This window comes from Burkholderia sp. MS455 (assembly GCF_016899445.1).
GTDB classification, from domain to species: domain Bacteria; phylum Pseudomonadota; class Gammaproteobacteria; order Burkholderiales; family Burkholderiaceae; genus Burkholderia; species Burkholderia pyrrocinia_C.
Genome location: NZ_CP041779.1, coordinates 838,387 through 853,167, shown reverse-complemented (window position 1 = coordinate 853,167; position 14,781 = coordinate 838,387). Strand labels below are relative to the sequence as shown.

Here is a 14,781-nt window from a genome sequence, read left to right as displayed (position 1 = left end):
GTACCGTCGAAGGACGCTTAGTTAGCGTTGACCACGGCCATGATGTCTTCTTCGCGCATGACCAGCAGTTCCTGGCCGTCGACCTTCACGGTCTGGCCTGCGTACTTGCCGAACAGGACGCGATCGCCGACCTTCACGTCGAGCGCGATCGGGGCACCCTTGTCGTCACGCTTGCCCGGGCCGACCGCGAGGATCTCGCCTTGATCCGGCTTTTCAGCAGCGGCTTCGGGGATGACGATGCCCGAGGCGGTCTTGGTTTCTTGATCCAGACGCTTGACGATCACGCGATCGTGCAAAGGACGAAGGTTCATATTCACTCCTCTCTTGACTGAGATTGAAGAACGCTTGGGAATCTGCCCGGCGGATCGCCCGGCAGAGAATTGTTAGCACTCTCGTGCAGCGAGTGCTAATTATATGGACGGGTTTTGACAAATTCAAGAAGGGAAACCGGAGGAATTTTTTGAACGGCGCGGCAGAGGGAAAAGCACGCGAAAACAACAAAAAACCCTTTAGAAACAAAACCATGACGAACGCTGCCCGGCCCGGCCGGCGGGCCCGTGGGGCCCGCGCATCCCATCCAGCCCCGTTTGGACACCGGGTAAGCACGGAGTTCCCGAGGCCGGCGACAGCGCATCAAAAAACCTGCACCGGCGCCGGTCCGGCATGCTGCAGCGCCGCCTTCGCGTACGCCGGACGGCCCTCACGCGCCGTCGCACGCCGTCACGTATCGGCGCAGCCCGCGCCCGACAGCGGCCGGAACGTCCGGCCCTCCGTCTCGACCGCCGCGCCCAGCAGCCGCGCGAGGCCCTTCGCGCCTTCGCGCATCACGACGTCGTGATTCCATTTGAATAACGGGCGCGCGATCGGCTCCAGCCAGTTCATCCACATCAGTTGCGTGCGGATGTGCCAGTCGTAGCGCACGACGGTGCACGCACCGTCGCCGGCAAACGACCAGCATCCGTCGCCTTCGATCGCGCCGCTCGCGCGGCCTTCGAGCGCATGCCCCGGCTCGACGCGCCTCACGCGCATGTCGAAGGTCAGCCGGTACGGCAGCGCGCCCTTCCACGTATACCGGTGCAGCGCACCGACGCCGCGCGCGTCGCCCGGCTCGATCTCGACGGTGCGCACGGCGCCCTTCCACCAGTCGGGCCAGCGGTCGACCTGGTAGATCGCGTCCCAGACCGCTGCGAGCGGGGCGTCCACGCGCCAGGTCGTCGAGAACCGGTATTCCGCCATGCAGCCTCCGGCATGCGCGTCAGGGGCATGAATCAGCGCACCGATCAGGGCGCGAAGAAGCGCTCGGGAAACGCGACGTCGATCTCGATATCGTCGAGCGTCACGGTTTCGAGCGGCACGTCGTCATCGTCCGCAAAGCTGACGACCTTCAGCGGAAAGCCGTCCTCGGCGTCCAGCCACAGCCGGTAGCGATGCACGCCGCCGACCGCATGCGCGGGCGCGCCCGTGACCGACACGCGCAGCGCGGTCCGGCCGCCGACAGCCTCCTCGCCTTCGGTCACCGTCGCGCCGCCCTGCTGCAGCGCATGAACGTTGCGCAGCAGTTCGCCGACGTCCGACCGGTCGACCCGGTGGCCGCTGCGGTCGCGCACGAGCGGATTGGACGGCGACAGCGTCAACGCGGGCGGCGCGTGCGCACCGAACGGGCGCAGCCGCACCTTGCCGTCGCCGGGATCGTATGCAAGCACCGCGCCGTGATGAGGCGACACGAAATCCATCCGGACGAAGCCCGGTTTCAGGTACGCGTAGCGGATTTCGGCGTGTTCGCCACCCCGCGCCGACGACCGGATCGTCGCGCGGTACGAGCGGACGTGGTCGAAATGCGCCTGCGCGACGGTCACGGGATCGGCTGTCATGCTCGCTCCTATCAGGCTCGCGGCCAGCAACGCGGCGATCACGGCGCCGCCTCGACGTCGAGCACGCCCTCCATCCCGCGCTCGCGATGGCTCCTGAAAAACAGCAGCCGATGCGTGCAATAGTAGGCGAACCGGCCCGGCTGCGCCGGTGTGAAGCGAAAGGTCTTCGGCGTCGTGCCGAGTTCGGTGTGCACCGCGATGCCGGCCTGCGGCGCGTCGATCTCGAAACTGTGCGGCACCACGCCGGGCTCGGCCGACACGGTCAGCTCGACCGGCACGCGCGCGCGCACGATCACGTGGTTCGGGCGGAAGAAATAGCTGCCGCCGACGATCGTCACCCGTTGCACGCCGTCTGCGTCCACCGGCACGCGCACCGGCGCGTCGCCGTCGGCCCACGCAAGCGCGGCGCCCGCGGCGAGCGCCGCCAGCACCGGTATCAGCACGAGCGCCTTCGTCATCGTCCTCTTCATCTTCATCTTCATCGCCTGCTCCCTGCCGGCGCCGCGCACGTCATCCCTTCCACGCGTCGGTCGAGCCGCCTAGCGCGCCGCACGCTTCGATCGCGAGCTCGCGCAGGTGCCGTTCGTCGCCGCGGCCGGACAGCGCATAGCCCATGCCGCGATCCGACCAGAAATACGTGTAGCGGCCGTCGGCCGACATCGCCCGCGGCGCGAGGTGCCGCGCGTCGTAAGCGGTCATGTACAGCGTCACGCGCTTGCCGTCCGCCCGCTGGTACATGAACTGCGCGGCCGGCCCCGCGTCGCCGGGCAGCAAGCGGCCGCCCAGCAACACGTAGCCGTATTCGTCGAGCGACGGCGCGCGCACGGGCCGCCCGACGCGCGCCGACAGCCACGCGGCAAGGTGCGCGGGATCGCCCGCGCCGACCTCGACCGGATGCTCGCGATCGGCTGCGTACACCGCATACGCGACATCCGCGCGCGCGGCGAACGCCGGTTCGCTGCCGAACGCTGCCCAGCCCGCATGCAGCGCGACGCCGATCAGCAGCCCGGCCGCCAGCCCCGCGAACGCATACGCGATAGCGCGCCGGCGCGGCGCGCGGCGCTGCACGAACAGCGCGGGCGCGGCGCCCGGCAACGGAAACAGCGCCTGCAGCGCATCGCACTGGGCGCGGTAATGCGCGAATCGTTCGGCTTCCTTCGGATCGGACTGCAGGCGCTCGAGCATCTCGCGCTGCTCGTGCCCGGACAGCTCGCCGTCCAGCAACGCGGACAGCAGTTGCGCCGACGCATCGTCGTCCCGCTCGTTCGAAGGCTTGCGCGATTCATCCATCATGTCTTCCCGATTACCCGTAACGCGGCCGTGCCGTGCGCCGACGGCTCGTCCGACAGCAGTGCGCGCATCTGCCCGCGCGCCCGCGCGAGCCGCGACATCACCGTTCCCACCGGCACGCCGAGCACCTGCGCGGCGTCGCGATAGCTCAACTCCTCGAGCGCGACCAGCAGCAGCACCTCGCGCTGTTCGACGGGCAGCCGGTACAGCGCGCGCTGCACGTCGCGCAGCACCAGCCCGCCGATCTCGCCGGACGGCGCGGCCATCGTCTGCCACGGTGCCGTCGCATCGTCGACCGCGATCTCGTGCCGCGCACGCAACTGGTCGATGAAGCGGTGCCGCAGCAGCGTCAGCAGCCACGCGCGCAGGTTGCCGCCGTCGCGCGGCGGCCGGTTCAGCGCGCGCTCGAGCGTGTCCTGCACGAGATCGTCCGCCCAGGCCCGGTCGCCCGTCAGCGCACGCGCATAACGCGTGAGATGGGGCAGCCACACCAGCAGGTCCGATTCGTAGCTCATCGATGCGTCGCGCGTCGCCGCGCCGTTACGGACGTGCAACGTGCCACATGCCGCCGATCCCGTCGCCGCCCGCGTCGCCGGCCTTGTGGTCCATCTTCCAGCGATACAGCGGGTGTCCGTGGTACGCCCATTGCTTCTTGCCGTCGCTGCGCGTGACGAGGCTCCACGCGCCCGACGCCTTGTCGTACGAGTCTGCGATCGCAGGCGGCCAGTTGGCCGCGCACGCGCTGTCGCACGCGCTCTTGCCGGGTGCGTCGCGATCGAACACGTATAGCGTCATGTGATCTTCGTCGACCAGTTTCCCGTCGCCGACCTGTGGCGGTTCCGCGGCCGCCGGCCGCACGATCGCCGCCATCAGCGCGGCGGCGAAAAGCATCCGTTTCATTCCCGTTCTCCTTTTGACATGGCATCGCGACACGGCGGCGCCGGACGGGACGATCGGCTTCGTCGAGACCATTATCCCGCCAGCCGGTCGTGCCGGGACTCGGTATGTAAACGGACGAAAGCGGCCGGTTATTCCATGCCGCCCTGCGACGATCGGCGGCGGCCCGGCATCGGCCATTCATACGACGAAAGAAAGCGGGAAACCCAAAAGACAACGCGGCATGACATCCTTGTCATGCCGCGTTGCGCGACCCATGCTGCACGGCCGTTTCGCACGGCGGCCGATACGGCGCCGCCGTGCGTTTCCGGCGCGTTATCTCGGCAGTGCGCCGGTCAGCGATTGCAGCAGCGTCGTCACCGGTGCGAGCGGGTTGTTCGGCGAGCCGTTGCCCGAATGCGGCGTCACCGACAGGCCCGGCGCGGAACCGAGCGCCGTGCCGACCGACGTGCCGACCGCATTGACGACCGTCGCCGTCGAGTTGGCACCCGTCGTCAACAGCGAACCGACCGCGCCCGCCGTGCCGCCGGCCGCGCTCGAACCCGAACCGAGCAGGCTGCCGCCTGCCGCTGCCGTCGAACCGGCTGCACCCGACAGCGCGCCGGCCGCCTGGCCGAGCGCCGCCGGACCGTTCGCGAGTGCGCCCGTCACCGAGCCGAGCGCACCGGTCAGTGCGCCGGCCGGGTTGCTGCCGCCAGTCAGGCCGTTCACGAGGTTCGTGATCGGTGCGATCGGGCTGTTGCCCGCCGCGCTCGTCAGCGTGCCAACGACCTGGTTCACGACGCCTTGCACCGGCGCCAGCGGGTTCGCCCCGCCGAGGTTGCCGAGGGCACCCGTCACCGAGTTCAGCGCGCCCGTCAGCGCACCGGCCGGATTGCCGCTGCCGAGCGTACCGACGACCTGGTTGACGACACCCTGCACCGGCGCGAGCGGGCTCGTGCCGCCCAGCGCGCCGAGCGCGCCCGCAACGGAGCCGACTGCATTGCCGAGTGCGCCCGTGGCCGTGCCGACCGCGTTGCTCAGCGTCGCAGCCGGATTGTTGCCGCCGAGGTTGCCGAGCGCACCCGTCACCGAGCCGAGTGCACCGGTCAGTGCACCGGCAGCGTTGCCGCCGGTCGGCAGCGCGTTCTGCAGGCCGTTGACGAGGTTCGTGATCGGCGTGATCGGGCTGCCGCCGCCTGCGCCGGACAGCGTGCCGACGACCTGGTTCACGACGCCCTGCACCGGCGCGAGCGGGTTCGAGCCGCCGAGGTTGCCGAGCGCACCCGTCACCGAGTTCAGCGCGTTCGTCAGTGCACCGGCCGGATTGTCGTTGCCGAGCGTGCCGGCGAGCTGCGTGACGACGCCTTGCACCGGCGCGAGCGGGCTCCCCGCGCCGCCGACATTGCCGAGCGTGCCCGTGATCGTGTTGACCGCGTTGCTCAGCGCGCCGGCCGGGTTACCGCTGCCGAGCGTGCCCGTCACCTGGTCGACCACGCTCTGGATCGGTGCCAGCGGGTTCGAGCCGCCGCCGATACCGCCCAAGGCGCCCGTTGCGGTGCCGAGGGCGCCGGTCAATGCGCCTGCCGGGTTGCCGCTGCCGAGTGCGCCCGTGACTTGATTGACGACGCCCTGGACCGGCGCCAACGGGTTCGCACCGCCGCCGACGTTACCCAGTGCGCCCGTTACCGTACCGAGGGCGCCGGTCAGTGCGCCAGCCGGATTGCCGCCGCCGAGTGCGCCCGTCACCTGATTCACTACGCCTTGAACCGGCGCCAGCGGGTTCGCACCGCCTCCGACGCCACCCAGCGCCCCCGTCATCTGGTTCAGCACCCCTTGCACCGGCGCAAGCGGCTGCACCGTGCTGCCGCCACCGCCGAGTGCGCCCGTCACCGCCCCCACGGCGCCCGACAGCATCTGGCCGGGATCGCCGAGCGACGTCTGGATCGCGCCCGAGCCGCCCGCCGTCACGATGACCGAGCCCAGCGGCGACGTTCCCGTCGCAACCAGCCCGACCGACACGCTGTTCGTCGGCGGACTGACGATCACTTGCGGGATCGGCAACGAATCGAGGGCCCCCGCCATCGCGGAACCCGAAGCCAGTACCCCGAACACCGTCGCGACCGACAGCGCCACACCCGTCAGTTTAAAATTTTGTCCCATCCTTATTCACCCCATCTCGGTTGGCACTACGTTGATAAAGCATGGGGACGGATCGCACGAAGCGTGCCAATTCAAAAAAGCCGATTGATTCATCTGCCAATTGCCTGTCAATAACGATTTTTTATGGATTTCAGGCGAAATACACGGGTCGCGGAGCCCGAATCGTCTGACGAAAAAGGCCCGCGGAGCGCGGATGTAACGTAACGTTTGCGAGCCACGCAGTAACGTGTTCCGGTACATTCCGCGTAACGCCGGAACACCCGGTCGAGACGGTGCCCTGAATCGTCATGGGCGGCTGCCCATTGCGCATTTCATCAATATGAAAATGCATTGATAAATCGCGAATTTACTGATTTTATTTATTGCGCGATTTCTTTCTTGGTGATTACGCAGATCATTTCCGAATACCCGGTTTTCGATAATTCGGATAGCCGAATGAAAAATTGTTGCGGCCGCATCGCAGCCGGAGAACGCGATGCAGCGCGCGGGGCGGCGGCCCGGGCCGTCGCCGCATCGCCGCGATGCCGGCTCAGCCGAAGCGCGCCGGCCGGTACGGATGGGGATCGATATAGGTCGGCGCGCCCGTCATCATTTCGGCGAGCAGGCGCCCGGTCGCGGGGCCGAGCGTGAGCCCGTGGTGGCAATGGCCGAACGCGAACCACAGATGGCGATGGCGCGGCGCGGGCCCGATCACCGGACGCATGTCCGGCGTGCACGGCCGCATCCCGAGCCACGGCTCGGGATCGAGCCGCTCGCCGATGCCGAACGCGTCGCGCGCCAGCGGCTCGGCACGCGCGAGCTGCACGCCGGTCGGCGGCGCACCGCGCAGCGCGATCTCGACGCCGGTCGTGAGCCGCAGGCGGCCGCCTTCCATCGGCGCGACGACGAAGCCCGCCTCGGTATCGCATACCGGCACGTTCAGCGGCGTGCGCGTCGGCAGGTAGTGCATGTGGTAGCCGCGCTTCGCGCGCAACGGAATCCGGTAGCCGAGCGGCGCGAACACCTGATCGGACCACGGCCCGAGCGCAACCACGGCCGAGCGTGCGGAGATCGGCCCATCTTCGGTACTGACGCGCCAGCCGCCATCCACCTGGGTGAGCGTCTTCGCGTCGCCGAGCACGAACGTGCCGCCGTCGCGTTCGAACAGTCGCGCATAGGCCTTCGTCAGCCCGCCCGGGCTCGACACGGTCTTCGGGTCCTGCCAGTGGAAGGCACCGCAAAATGCGTCGCCGAGACCGGGCTCGCGTTCGCGCAGCGCACGCGCGTCGAGCACGGTCATCCGCAACCCGTGCGCGTCGGCCACGCGCTGCTGCGCGCGCGTTTCCGCGTCGAACAGCGCGGGCGAACGGAATGCCTCGATCCACCCGCCGTCGTGCACGAGCGGCTGCGCGTCGGTGCGCGCGAGCAGCGCATCGTGCTCGACGACACTCGCCGCGACGAGCGGCAGCATGTCGCGCGCGGCGGCCGCGAGCCGCTGCGGCGACGATTCGCGCCAGAAGTGCGCGAGCCAGCCCGCATACGCGGGCAGCGCGCGATAGTCCCAATAGAGATCGACCGAGCGGTTGCGCGCATAGCGCAGCAGCGTGCCGAGCCGGCGCGGAAACGCATACGGCACGACCGACGAGCGCTCGATCAGCCCGGCATTGCCGTGGCTCGTTTCCTCGCCGGGCGCGCGCCGGTCGACGAGCGCGACGCGCAGCCCGCGATCCTGCAGATGCAGCGCCGACGACACGCCGACGATGCCGGCCCCCAGAACGATGACGTCGAAATCCATGCTTCCCCGCCCAGCGTCGAGATTCGATGCGACGCGCGCCGGCGCTGCGGCCGGCGCGGCCGTGCTTACTTCGCGACGATGTCGCGCTTGAAATACTTCTGCGACAGCGCACCCAGCGTGCCGTCCTTCTTCAGCGCGTCGAGCGCGCCGGCGATCTTCGCCTGCAGCGCCTTGTCGCCCTTGCGCAGCCCGAAGCCCGTGCCCTCGCCGAGCGTCGCCGGATCATTCAGCGGCTCGCCGACGATCTGGTAGTCGCGGCCGGCCGGCTTGTCGAGGAAACCGTCCTGCGCGGTCTGCGCTTCCTGCACGGCCGCGTCGAGACGTCCCGCGACGAGATCCGCATAGATCTGGTCCTGGTCCTGATACGACACGACGGCCACGCCCGCATTGGCCCAGTGCGCCTTCAGGAAATCCTCCTGCGACGAGCCCTGCAGCACGCCGACGTGCTTGCCGTGCAGGCTCGCGACGTCGGGCCGCAGCGGCGAGCCGCGTTTGGCGACCATCACGATCGGCACCACGTAGATCGCCGGCGTGAAGTCGATGCTCTGCTTGCGCTTCGCGGTGATGTTCATCGCCGAGTTGATCGCGTCGAACTTGCGCGCCTGCAGCGCCGGGATCAGGCCGTCGAACGAATTCTCGACCCACACGCATTTCATGTTCAGCTTCGCGCACACGGCGTTGCCGATGTCGACGTCGAAACCCTGCAGCTGGCCGGCCGGCGTCTTGCTCTCGAACGGCGGATAGGCGGCTTCGATCCCGAAGCGCAACGTGGCCTGTTCCGCGTGGGCCGTGACGGCCGTGCACGCAAGCGCCGCGGCGGCGCAGAGGGAAAGCTTCCAGTTCATGAGACGGTCCTTCTGTTCTCGATTGAGGCAATGAAGATCGGTCGCGCGGCGCCCGCGACCGGGCGCCGGATCGGCATTCGACACAGGCGGCCGCCACACGGCGACACATCGTGTCCTGCACGCGAAATATAGACTTAAAGTCCACTATGGACTATAGGGGATACGAGGATCGTGCGTCGTCGCGTCACGTCGAAATTGCATCGAGCATGCAAAACACCGTTGATTTTCCGGTGTTTTCCACAAATCCAGCGACGACACAAAGTCTCGAAAAGAAAAATTCTCCATATTTAGCTTGTCTATATTAGACTTTTCGTCCATCACGAACACCGCCGGACACCGTCTTTCGAGACATTCCTGTCCGGCCCCGACCGGAGATGTCCCCATGACGCAAACCGTCCCGCCCCTGCCGCTGACCGTCGACGAAGCCGCGGTGCGCGCGGCCCTGCCGTCGCTCGACGTACTCGGCACGCTGCGCCGCATGTTCGCGTCGCTCGCGTCGGCGCGCGCGGTGCAGCCGCCGCAGACCCTCACGCTGTTTCCCGATCAGGCCGGCGACTTCATCACGTATCTCGGCGCGCTCGCCGACGAGCAGGTGTTCGGCGCGAAGCTGTCGCCGTATGTCGTGACGGACAGTAAACCGATCGTCACCGCCTGGACCGCGCTGATGTCGATGCGCACCGGCCAGCCGCTGATGTGGTGCGACGCGGGGCGGCTGACCGTCGAACGCACGGCCGGCACGACGGCGCTCGCGGTCGACTGCCTCGCGCCGCGCGATGCGCGCCATCTGGCGATCGTCGGCGCGGGCGCGGTCGGCTTCGCGCACCTGCGGCACACGGCGGCATTGCGCGACTGGGAGACGATCCGCGTGTATTCGCCCGGGCTCGCCGGCGACGCGGCGCTACGGGCGACGCTCGCCGGGCTCGACCCGCGCGCACGCGCGGCTGCGAGCGTCGAAGCCTGCGTGCGCGACGCGGACGTCGTGATGCTGTGCACGTCGTCGGGCACGCCCGTGCTCGGCGACGGGATGCTCACGCGCCCCGCGCTCGTCACGTCGATCAGCACGAACGTCGCACGTGCGCACGAGATCCCGCCCGCGTGGCTGCCCGACATGGACGTGTACTGCGACTACCGGCACACGACGCCCGCGAGCGCAGGCGAGATGCAGATCGCGGCGGCCGATCACGGCTGGGACGCCGAACGGATCGTCGGCGACCTGCCCGCGCTCGTCGCCGGCACCTGCGCGGCGCCGTCGCGCACGCGTCACGCGTTCTTCCGCTCGATCGGCCTCGGGCTCGAGGACATCGCGATCGCGCACGCGCTGTACACGCACCTGACGCGCGCATGAGCATCGCGCGAGCGCGGGGCCGATACAATGGCGCAACCGCCGCGGCGGCCGCGCGCGGGCGCACGGGCATGCCGGCCACCGGCGCGCCGGCACGCCGGCCCGATGTGCCGCCCGGCCCCCGCCCACCCGAGATGGCGACACCGATGCGCAAGAAGAAATCCCCCGTCAAAGACCTGCTGCTCACCCGCTATGCGCCGATCGCCGACGGTATCGCCGCGCTGTTCTTCCCGTACGCGGAAGTCGTGATCCACGACCTGCACGACCAGACCGTGCTGTATCTCGCGAACAACCTGTCCAAGCGCGAGGTCGGCGACGATTCCGCACTCGAGGAAATCGATCATTCGGCGCGCGAGCGCGTGATCGGCCCGTACGAGAAGCTGAACTGGGACGGCCGGCGGATGCGCTGCGTCAGCAACGTGCTGTTCGACGACGAAGGCCGTCCGGCCGGAATGATGTGCATCAACTTCAACATCGCGGTGTTCGACGAGGTGCGCGCGACGCTCGACCTGTTCATCAAGGGCGCGGGCGTCGTCGCGCAGCCGGACGAGCTGTTCCGCGACGACTGGCAGGAGCGCATCAACACGTTCCTGCACGGCTGGCTGCGCGAGCGACAGGTCGGGCTGAACGGGCTCACGCGCGAGCATCGGCGCGAGCTCGTCGAGGCGCTTTACGCGGAAGGCGCGTTCCGCGGCAAGAGCGCGGCCAACTATGTCGCGAACGTGCTCGGGATGGGGCGCGCGACGGTCTACAAGCACCTCAAGCACCTGAAGGAAACGCAAGGCGACGCGTAAGCGGCAAACGGCATGCCCCGCAGGCCGGTTCGCAGGGCCCCGCCGCCGCATCCGGCATCCGGCATCCGGCATCCGGCATCCGGCATCCGGCATCCGGCATCTGGCATCCGGCATCTGGCATCCGGCATCTGGCATCTGGCATCTGGCATCTGGCATCTGGCATCTGGCATCGGCATCGGCAATCGCTATCGGTCCGTACCTTCCGTGCCTATGCTTCGTGATACGTCGGGCGCGAGCCCGTTTCGCACTGGCCCGGCCAGGACCAAGCGTCGAAGCATAAAGTGATATAGTCCCGGTTACATTTTTTTTGCCGCCCCGGACCGCCCATGACGACCGCTCCCGCGCCGACTGCCCGCCCGACCCTCACCGTCGAAATCTGGTCCGACCTGATCTGCCCGTGGTGCTGGATCGGCAAGCGCCGCTTCGACGAGGCGCTCGCCGCGTTCGCGCACGCCGACCGCGTCGACGTTGCGCTGCGCGCGTACCGGCTGATGCCCGGCCAGCCCGTCGAGCCGGTCGAGGCGATGCTTGCGGACAAGTACCGGATGTCGCCCGCGCAGGTCGACCAGATGCTGCGCCAGGTGACCGACGCGGCCGCGAGCGTCGGGCTGCGCTACGACCTGCCCGGCACGCTCGTCGGCGACACGCTCGACGGCCACCGGCTCGTGAAGCTTGCGGAAGCCACAGGCCGCGCGCACGCGCTGACCGAGCGACTGTACCGCGCGTATTTCTGCGAGCACGGTTCGCTGTTCGATCATGCGCAACTCACGGAATTCGCGGTCGAAGCGGGGCTCGAGCGCTCGGCCGTCGACGACGTGCTGCGCAGCGACGCGTACCGCGACGAAGTCGAAGCCGACATCGCGCGCGCCGCGCAGATCGGCGGGCGCGGCGTGCCGCTGTTCGTGTTCGGCGGCCGCTACGCGGTGTCGGGCGCGCAGCCGGCCGACGCGTTCGCGCAGGCGCTCGACCACGCGTGGCGCGACGGTATCGTCGAACTCGCCGGCAGCGACGCGGCCGCGTGCGGCCCCGACGGCTGCGAACTGCCGGCGCGTTCGTAACTCGCACAACGGCCCCTCCCGTGCGTCCCGCCCGGACGTGCCACTACGCGTCGCTGCTGCCACAAACCGGCAGGAAGCCCGCGCCGATGGCGTCTACAATGCATCCTTTCAAATAACTATCAGAAGGCGGCAGGCCCATGACACACGGGATTCACGGCGAGAAGCGCTGGTACGCGCTGATCGTGCTCTGCCTCGGCGTGCTGATGATCGTGCTCGACAGCACGATCGTGAACGTGGCGCTGCCGTCGATCAGCACCGACCTCCATTTCACCGAAACGGCCCTCGTGTGGGTCGTCAACGCGTACCTGCTGACGTTCGGCGGCTGCCTGCTACTGGGCGGCCGGCTCGGCGACCTGTACGGCCAGCGCCGCATGTTCCTCGCCGGCCTCGTCGTGTTCACGCTCGCGTCGCTCGCGTGCGGCCTCGCGCAATCGCAGGCGATGCTGATCGCCGCGCGCGCGGTGCAGGGGCTCGGCGGCGCGGTCGTATCGGCCGTCTCGCTGTCGCTGATCATGAACCTGTTCACCGAGCCCGGCGAACGCGCGCGCGCGATGGGCGTCTACGGCTTCGTGTGCGCGGGCGGCGGCAGCATCGGCGTGCTGCTCGGCGGGCTGCTGACGAGCTCGCTGTCGTGGCACTGGATCTTCCTCGTCAACCTGCCGATCGGCATCGCGGTCTATGCGATGTGCGTCGCGCTGCTGCCGCGCATGCGCGCGCCGGCCGGCGCCGCGCGGCTCGACGTCGCGGGCGCGGTCACGGTGACCGCGTCGCTGATGCTGGCCGTCTACGGGATCGTCGGCGGCAACGAGGCCGGCTGGCTGTCGACGCAGACCGTCGTGCTGATCGGCGCGGCCGTCGCGCTGCTCGCGCTGTTCATCGCGATCGAGGCGCGCGCCGCGCATCCGCTGATGCCGCTCACGCTGTTCGCCGCGCGCAACGTCGCGCTCGCGAACGTGATCGGCGTGCTGTGGGCGGCCGCGATGTTCGCGTGGTTCTTCCTGTCCGCGCTGTACATGCAGCGCGTGCTCGGCTACGCGCCGCTGCAGGTCGGCCTCGCGTTCCTGCCGGCGAACCTGATCATGGCCGCGTTCTCGCTCGGGCTGTCGGCGCGCATCGTGATGCGCTTCGGGATCCGCGGCCCGATCGCGGCCGGCCTGCTGATCGCGGCCTGCGGCCTTGCGCTGTTCTCGCGCGCGCCGGTCGACGGCGGTTTCGTCTGGCACGTGCTGCCCGGCATGACGCTGCTCGGCATCGGTGCGGGCATCGCGTTCAACCCGGTGCTGCTCGCCGCGATGAGCGACGTCGATCCGGCCGATTCCGGGCTCGCGTCGGGGATCGTCAACACCGCGTTCATGATGGGCGGCGCGCTCGGCCTCGCGGTGCTCGCGAGCCTCGCGGCGGCCCGCACCGACGCGCTCGCGGCCGCGCAGGCCGCGCCGCTCGACGCGTTGAACGGCGGCTACCACGCGGCATTCGCGTTCGGCGCGGCGTTCGCCGCCGCGGCCGCGCTGATCGGCCTCGCGTTGCGCATCCGGCCGCAGAACGGCGTCGAAGGCGTCGGCCCCGCGATGCACTGACCGCCGGCCGACCAAGCCGGTCGCCGGCATCGAACCAGGGCGCGCCGTGTCGCGCCCTTTTTTGCGGGTGCCGCGCCGCGGCAGGCATTCCCGGTTCGTCATACTCGTCATACCTTTCGGGCCGTCACCGTTATCGGCCCCGCCCTCGCTCGAACACGCGTTTCACACTCGTCCGGCCGCCCGCCGCACGGGCCTTTGCGGCCGATTTTTAACGCAGTCGTACATCCACCCGCCACATTTGCGACAATGGCGGACTTTGACGCGCGCGCAGCGGCCGCGCGCCGCCGCCGAACGCCGCATAACCGCCTGCTTCCGATGTCGCTTCCCCATATCGATCTGCTGTACTCCCTGTCCGGCCTGTTCGTCGGCATCCTCGTCGGCCTGACGGGCGTCGGCGGCGGTTCGCTGATGACGCCGATCCTCGTGCTGCTGTTCGGCGTCCACCCCGCGACGGCGGTCGGCACCGACCTGCTGTACGCAGCCGCGACCAAGGCCACCGGCACGCTGGTCCACGGCCTGAAGGGTTCGATCGACTGGCGCATCACGGGCCGGCTCGCGGCGGGCAGCGTCCCGGCCGCGGCGCTCACGCTGTGGTGGCTGCACACGCACGGGATGAACACGCCGGGCACCGCGCGGATGATCCAGCTCGTGCTCGGCATCGCGCTGCTGCTCACGTCGCTCGCGCTGATCTTCCGGCCGCAGCTCACCGCGTTCGCCGCGCGCAACCCGCTCGCGCCGAGCCCCGCGCGCACGCTGTGGTCGACCGTGCTCACGGGCGCCATGCTCGGCGTGCTCGTGTCGATGACGTCGGTCGGCGCCGGTGCGATCGGCGTGACCGTGCTCCTGCTGCTGTATCCGATGCTCGCGACGACCCGCATCGTCGGCTCCGACATCGCGCACGCGGTGCCGCTCACGCTCGTCGCGGGCATGGGCCACTGGCTGCTCGGCTCGGTCGACTGGTCGATGCTGCTGTCGCTGCTGCTCGGCTCGCTGCCCGGCATCGTGCTCGGCAGCCTGCTGTCGGCGCGCGCGCCCGAGCGGCTGCTGCGCAACCTGCTCGCCGCGACGCTCGTCGCGGTCGGCGTGCGGCTCGTGCTCGCGTAAGCGGCACTTCGCGACGCCCCGCAGCGTCGCATCGATACCCTCTCTCCCCTAACGAAAAAACACCATCCCGGCTCGCAACCCAACCGT

Annotated in this window: 15 protein-coding genes; 5 read left to right on the top strand and 10 right to left on the bottom strand. The window is 69.2% G+C overall.

Annotated features, from left to right (window positions below; all coding sequences use genetic code 11):
* Positions 1 to 17: 17 nt before the first annotated feature.
* From FPJ27_RS23090 to FPJ27_RS23045, 10 genes are all read right to left on the bottom strand, one after another.
* Complete coding sequence (locus FPJ27_RS23090; protein ID WP_026044985.1) at positions 18 to 311, bottom strand: co-chaperone GroES; 294 nt, start codon at positions 309 to 311, stop codon at positions 18 to 20.
* 409 nt (positions 312 to 720) lie between these two features.
* Positions 721 to 1,236, bottom strand: coding sequence for an SRPBCC family protein (locus tag FPJ27_RS23085; RefSeq protein ID WP_204425903.1), 516 nt, complete (start codon positions 1,234 to 1,236; stop codon positions 721 to 723).
* 44 nt (positions 1,237 to 1,280) lie between these two features.
* Positions 1,281 to 1,913, bottom strand: a complete 633-nt coding sequence (locus tag FPJ27_RS23080) for a DUF1571 domain-containing protein (RefSeq protein WP_072436195.1) — start codon at positions 1,911 to 1,913, stop codon at positions 1,281 to 1,283.
* Complete coding sequence (locus tag FPJ27_RS23075) at positions 1,910 to 2,341, bottom strand: quinol oxidase (RefSeq protein WP_239483392.1); 432 nt, start codon at positions 2,339 to 2,341, stop codon at positions 1,910 to 1,912. The genes FPJ27_RS23080 and FPJ27_RS23075 overlap by 4 nt, the downstream gene beginning before the upstream one ends.
* A gap of 40 nt (positions 2,342 to 2,381) precedes the next feature.
* Complete coding sequence (locus FPJ27_RS23070) at positions 2,382 to 3,164, bottom strand: anti-sigma factor (protein WP_204425902.1); 783 nt, start codon at positions 3,162 to 3,164, stop codon at positions 2,382 to 2,384.
* Complete coding sequence (locus FPJ27_RS23065) at positions 3,161 to 3,676, bottom strand: sigma-70 family RNA polymerase sigma factor (RefSeq protein ID WP_072436428.1); 516 nt, start codon at positions 3,674 to 3,676, stop codon at positions 3,161 to 3,163. Before FPJ27_RS23065 ends, FPJ27_RS23070 begins: the two co-directional genes overlap by 4 nt.
* Before the next feature lie 25 nt (positions 3,677 to 3,701).
* The gene (locus FPJ27_RS23060) at positions 3,702 to 4,061 is read right to left on the bottom strand and encodes a hypothetical protein (protein ID WP_204425901.1); all 360 of its coding nucleotides are present in this window, start codon (positions 4,059 to 4,061) and stop codon (positions 3,702 to 3,704) included.
* 312 nt (positions 4,062 to 4,373) lie between these two features.
* Entirely contained in the window at positions 4,374 to 6,200 is a 1,827-nt protein-coding gene (locus tag FPJ27_RS23055; RefSeq protein WP_204425900.1) for a hypothetical protein, read from the bottom strand.
* A 529-nt stretch (positions 6,201 to 6,729) separates the two neighbouring features.
* A complete protein-coding gene (locus FPJ27_RS23050; RefSeq protein WP_204425899.1) occupies positions 6,730 to 7,974 on the bottom strand; it encodes an FAD-binding oxidoreductase in 1,245 nt (414 codons plus the stop codon).
* Positions 7,975 to 8,039: 65 nt separating this feature from the next.
* A complete protein-coding gene (locus tag FPJ27_RS23045) occupies positions 8,040 to 8,819 on the bottom strand; it encodes an ABC transporter substrate-binding protein (protein WP_204425898.1) in 780 nt (259 codons plus the stop codon).
* Between the two features lie 382 nt (positions 8,820 to 9,201).
* On the opposite strand from FPJ27_RS23045, the gene FPJ27_RS23040 reads away from it, so the two are divergent.
* The 5 genes from FPJ27_RS23040 to FPJ27_RS23020 all read left to right on the top strand — a co-directional run bounded on the left by FPJ27_RS23040 (position 9,202) and on the right by FPJ27_RS23020 (position 14,694).
* Positions 9,202 to 10,164: an ornithine cyclodeaminase family protein gene (locus FPJ27_RS23040; protein ID WP_072436201.1), complete on the top strand. Its 963-nt coding sequence runs from the start codon at positions 9,202 to 9,204 to the stop codon at positions 10,162 to 10,164.
* Positions 10,161 to 10,955, top strand: a complete 795-nt coding sequence (locus FPJ27_RS23035; protein ID WP_204425897.1) for a PAS domain-containing protein — start codon at positions 10,161 to 10,163, stop codon at positions 10,953 to 10,955. Before FPJ27_RS23040 ends, FPJ27_RS23035 begins: the two co-directional genes overlap by 4 nt.
* Before the next feature lie 326 nt (positions 10,956 to 11,281).
* Positions 11,282 to 12,013 carry a DsbA family oxidoreductase gene (locus tag FPJ27_RS23030; RefSeq protein ID WP_204425896.1) on the top strand — a complete coding sequence of 244 codons (732 nt, stop codon included), beginning with the start codon at positions 11,282 to 11,284 and terminating at the stop codon, positions 12,011 to 12,013.
* A gap of 137 nt (positions 12,014 to 12,150) precedes the next feature.
* A complete protein-coding gene (locus FPJ27_RS23025; protein ID WP_204425895.1) occupies positions 12,151 to 13,590 on the top strand; it encodes a DHA2 family efflux MFS transporter permease subunit in 1,440 nt (479 codons plus the stop codon).
* Between the two features lie 315 nt (positions 13,591 to 13,905).
* Positions 13,906 to 14,694 (top strand): sulfite exporter TauE/SafE family protein, encoded by a 789-nt coding sequence (locus FPJ27_RS23020; protein WP_034183419.1) that lies wholly within the window; start codon positions 13,906 to 13,908, stop codon positions 14,692 to 14,694.
* Positions 14,695 to 14,781 lie beyond the last annotated feature (87 nt).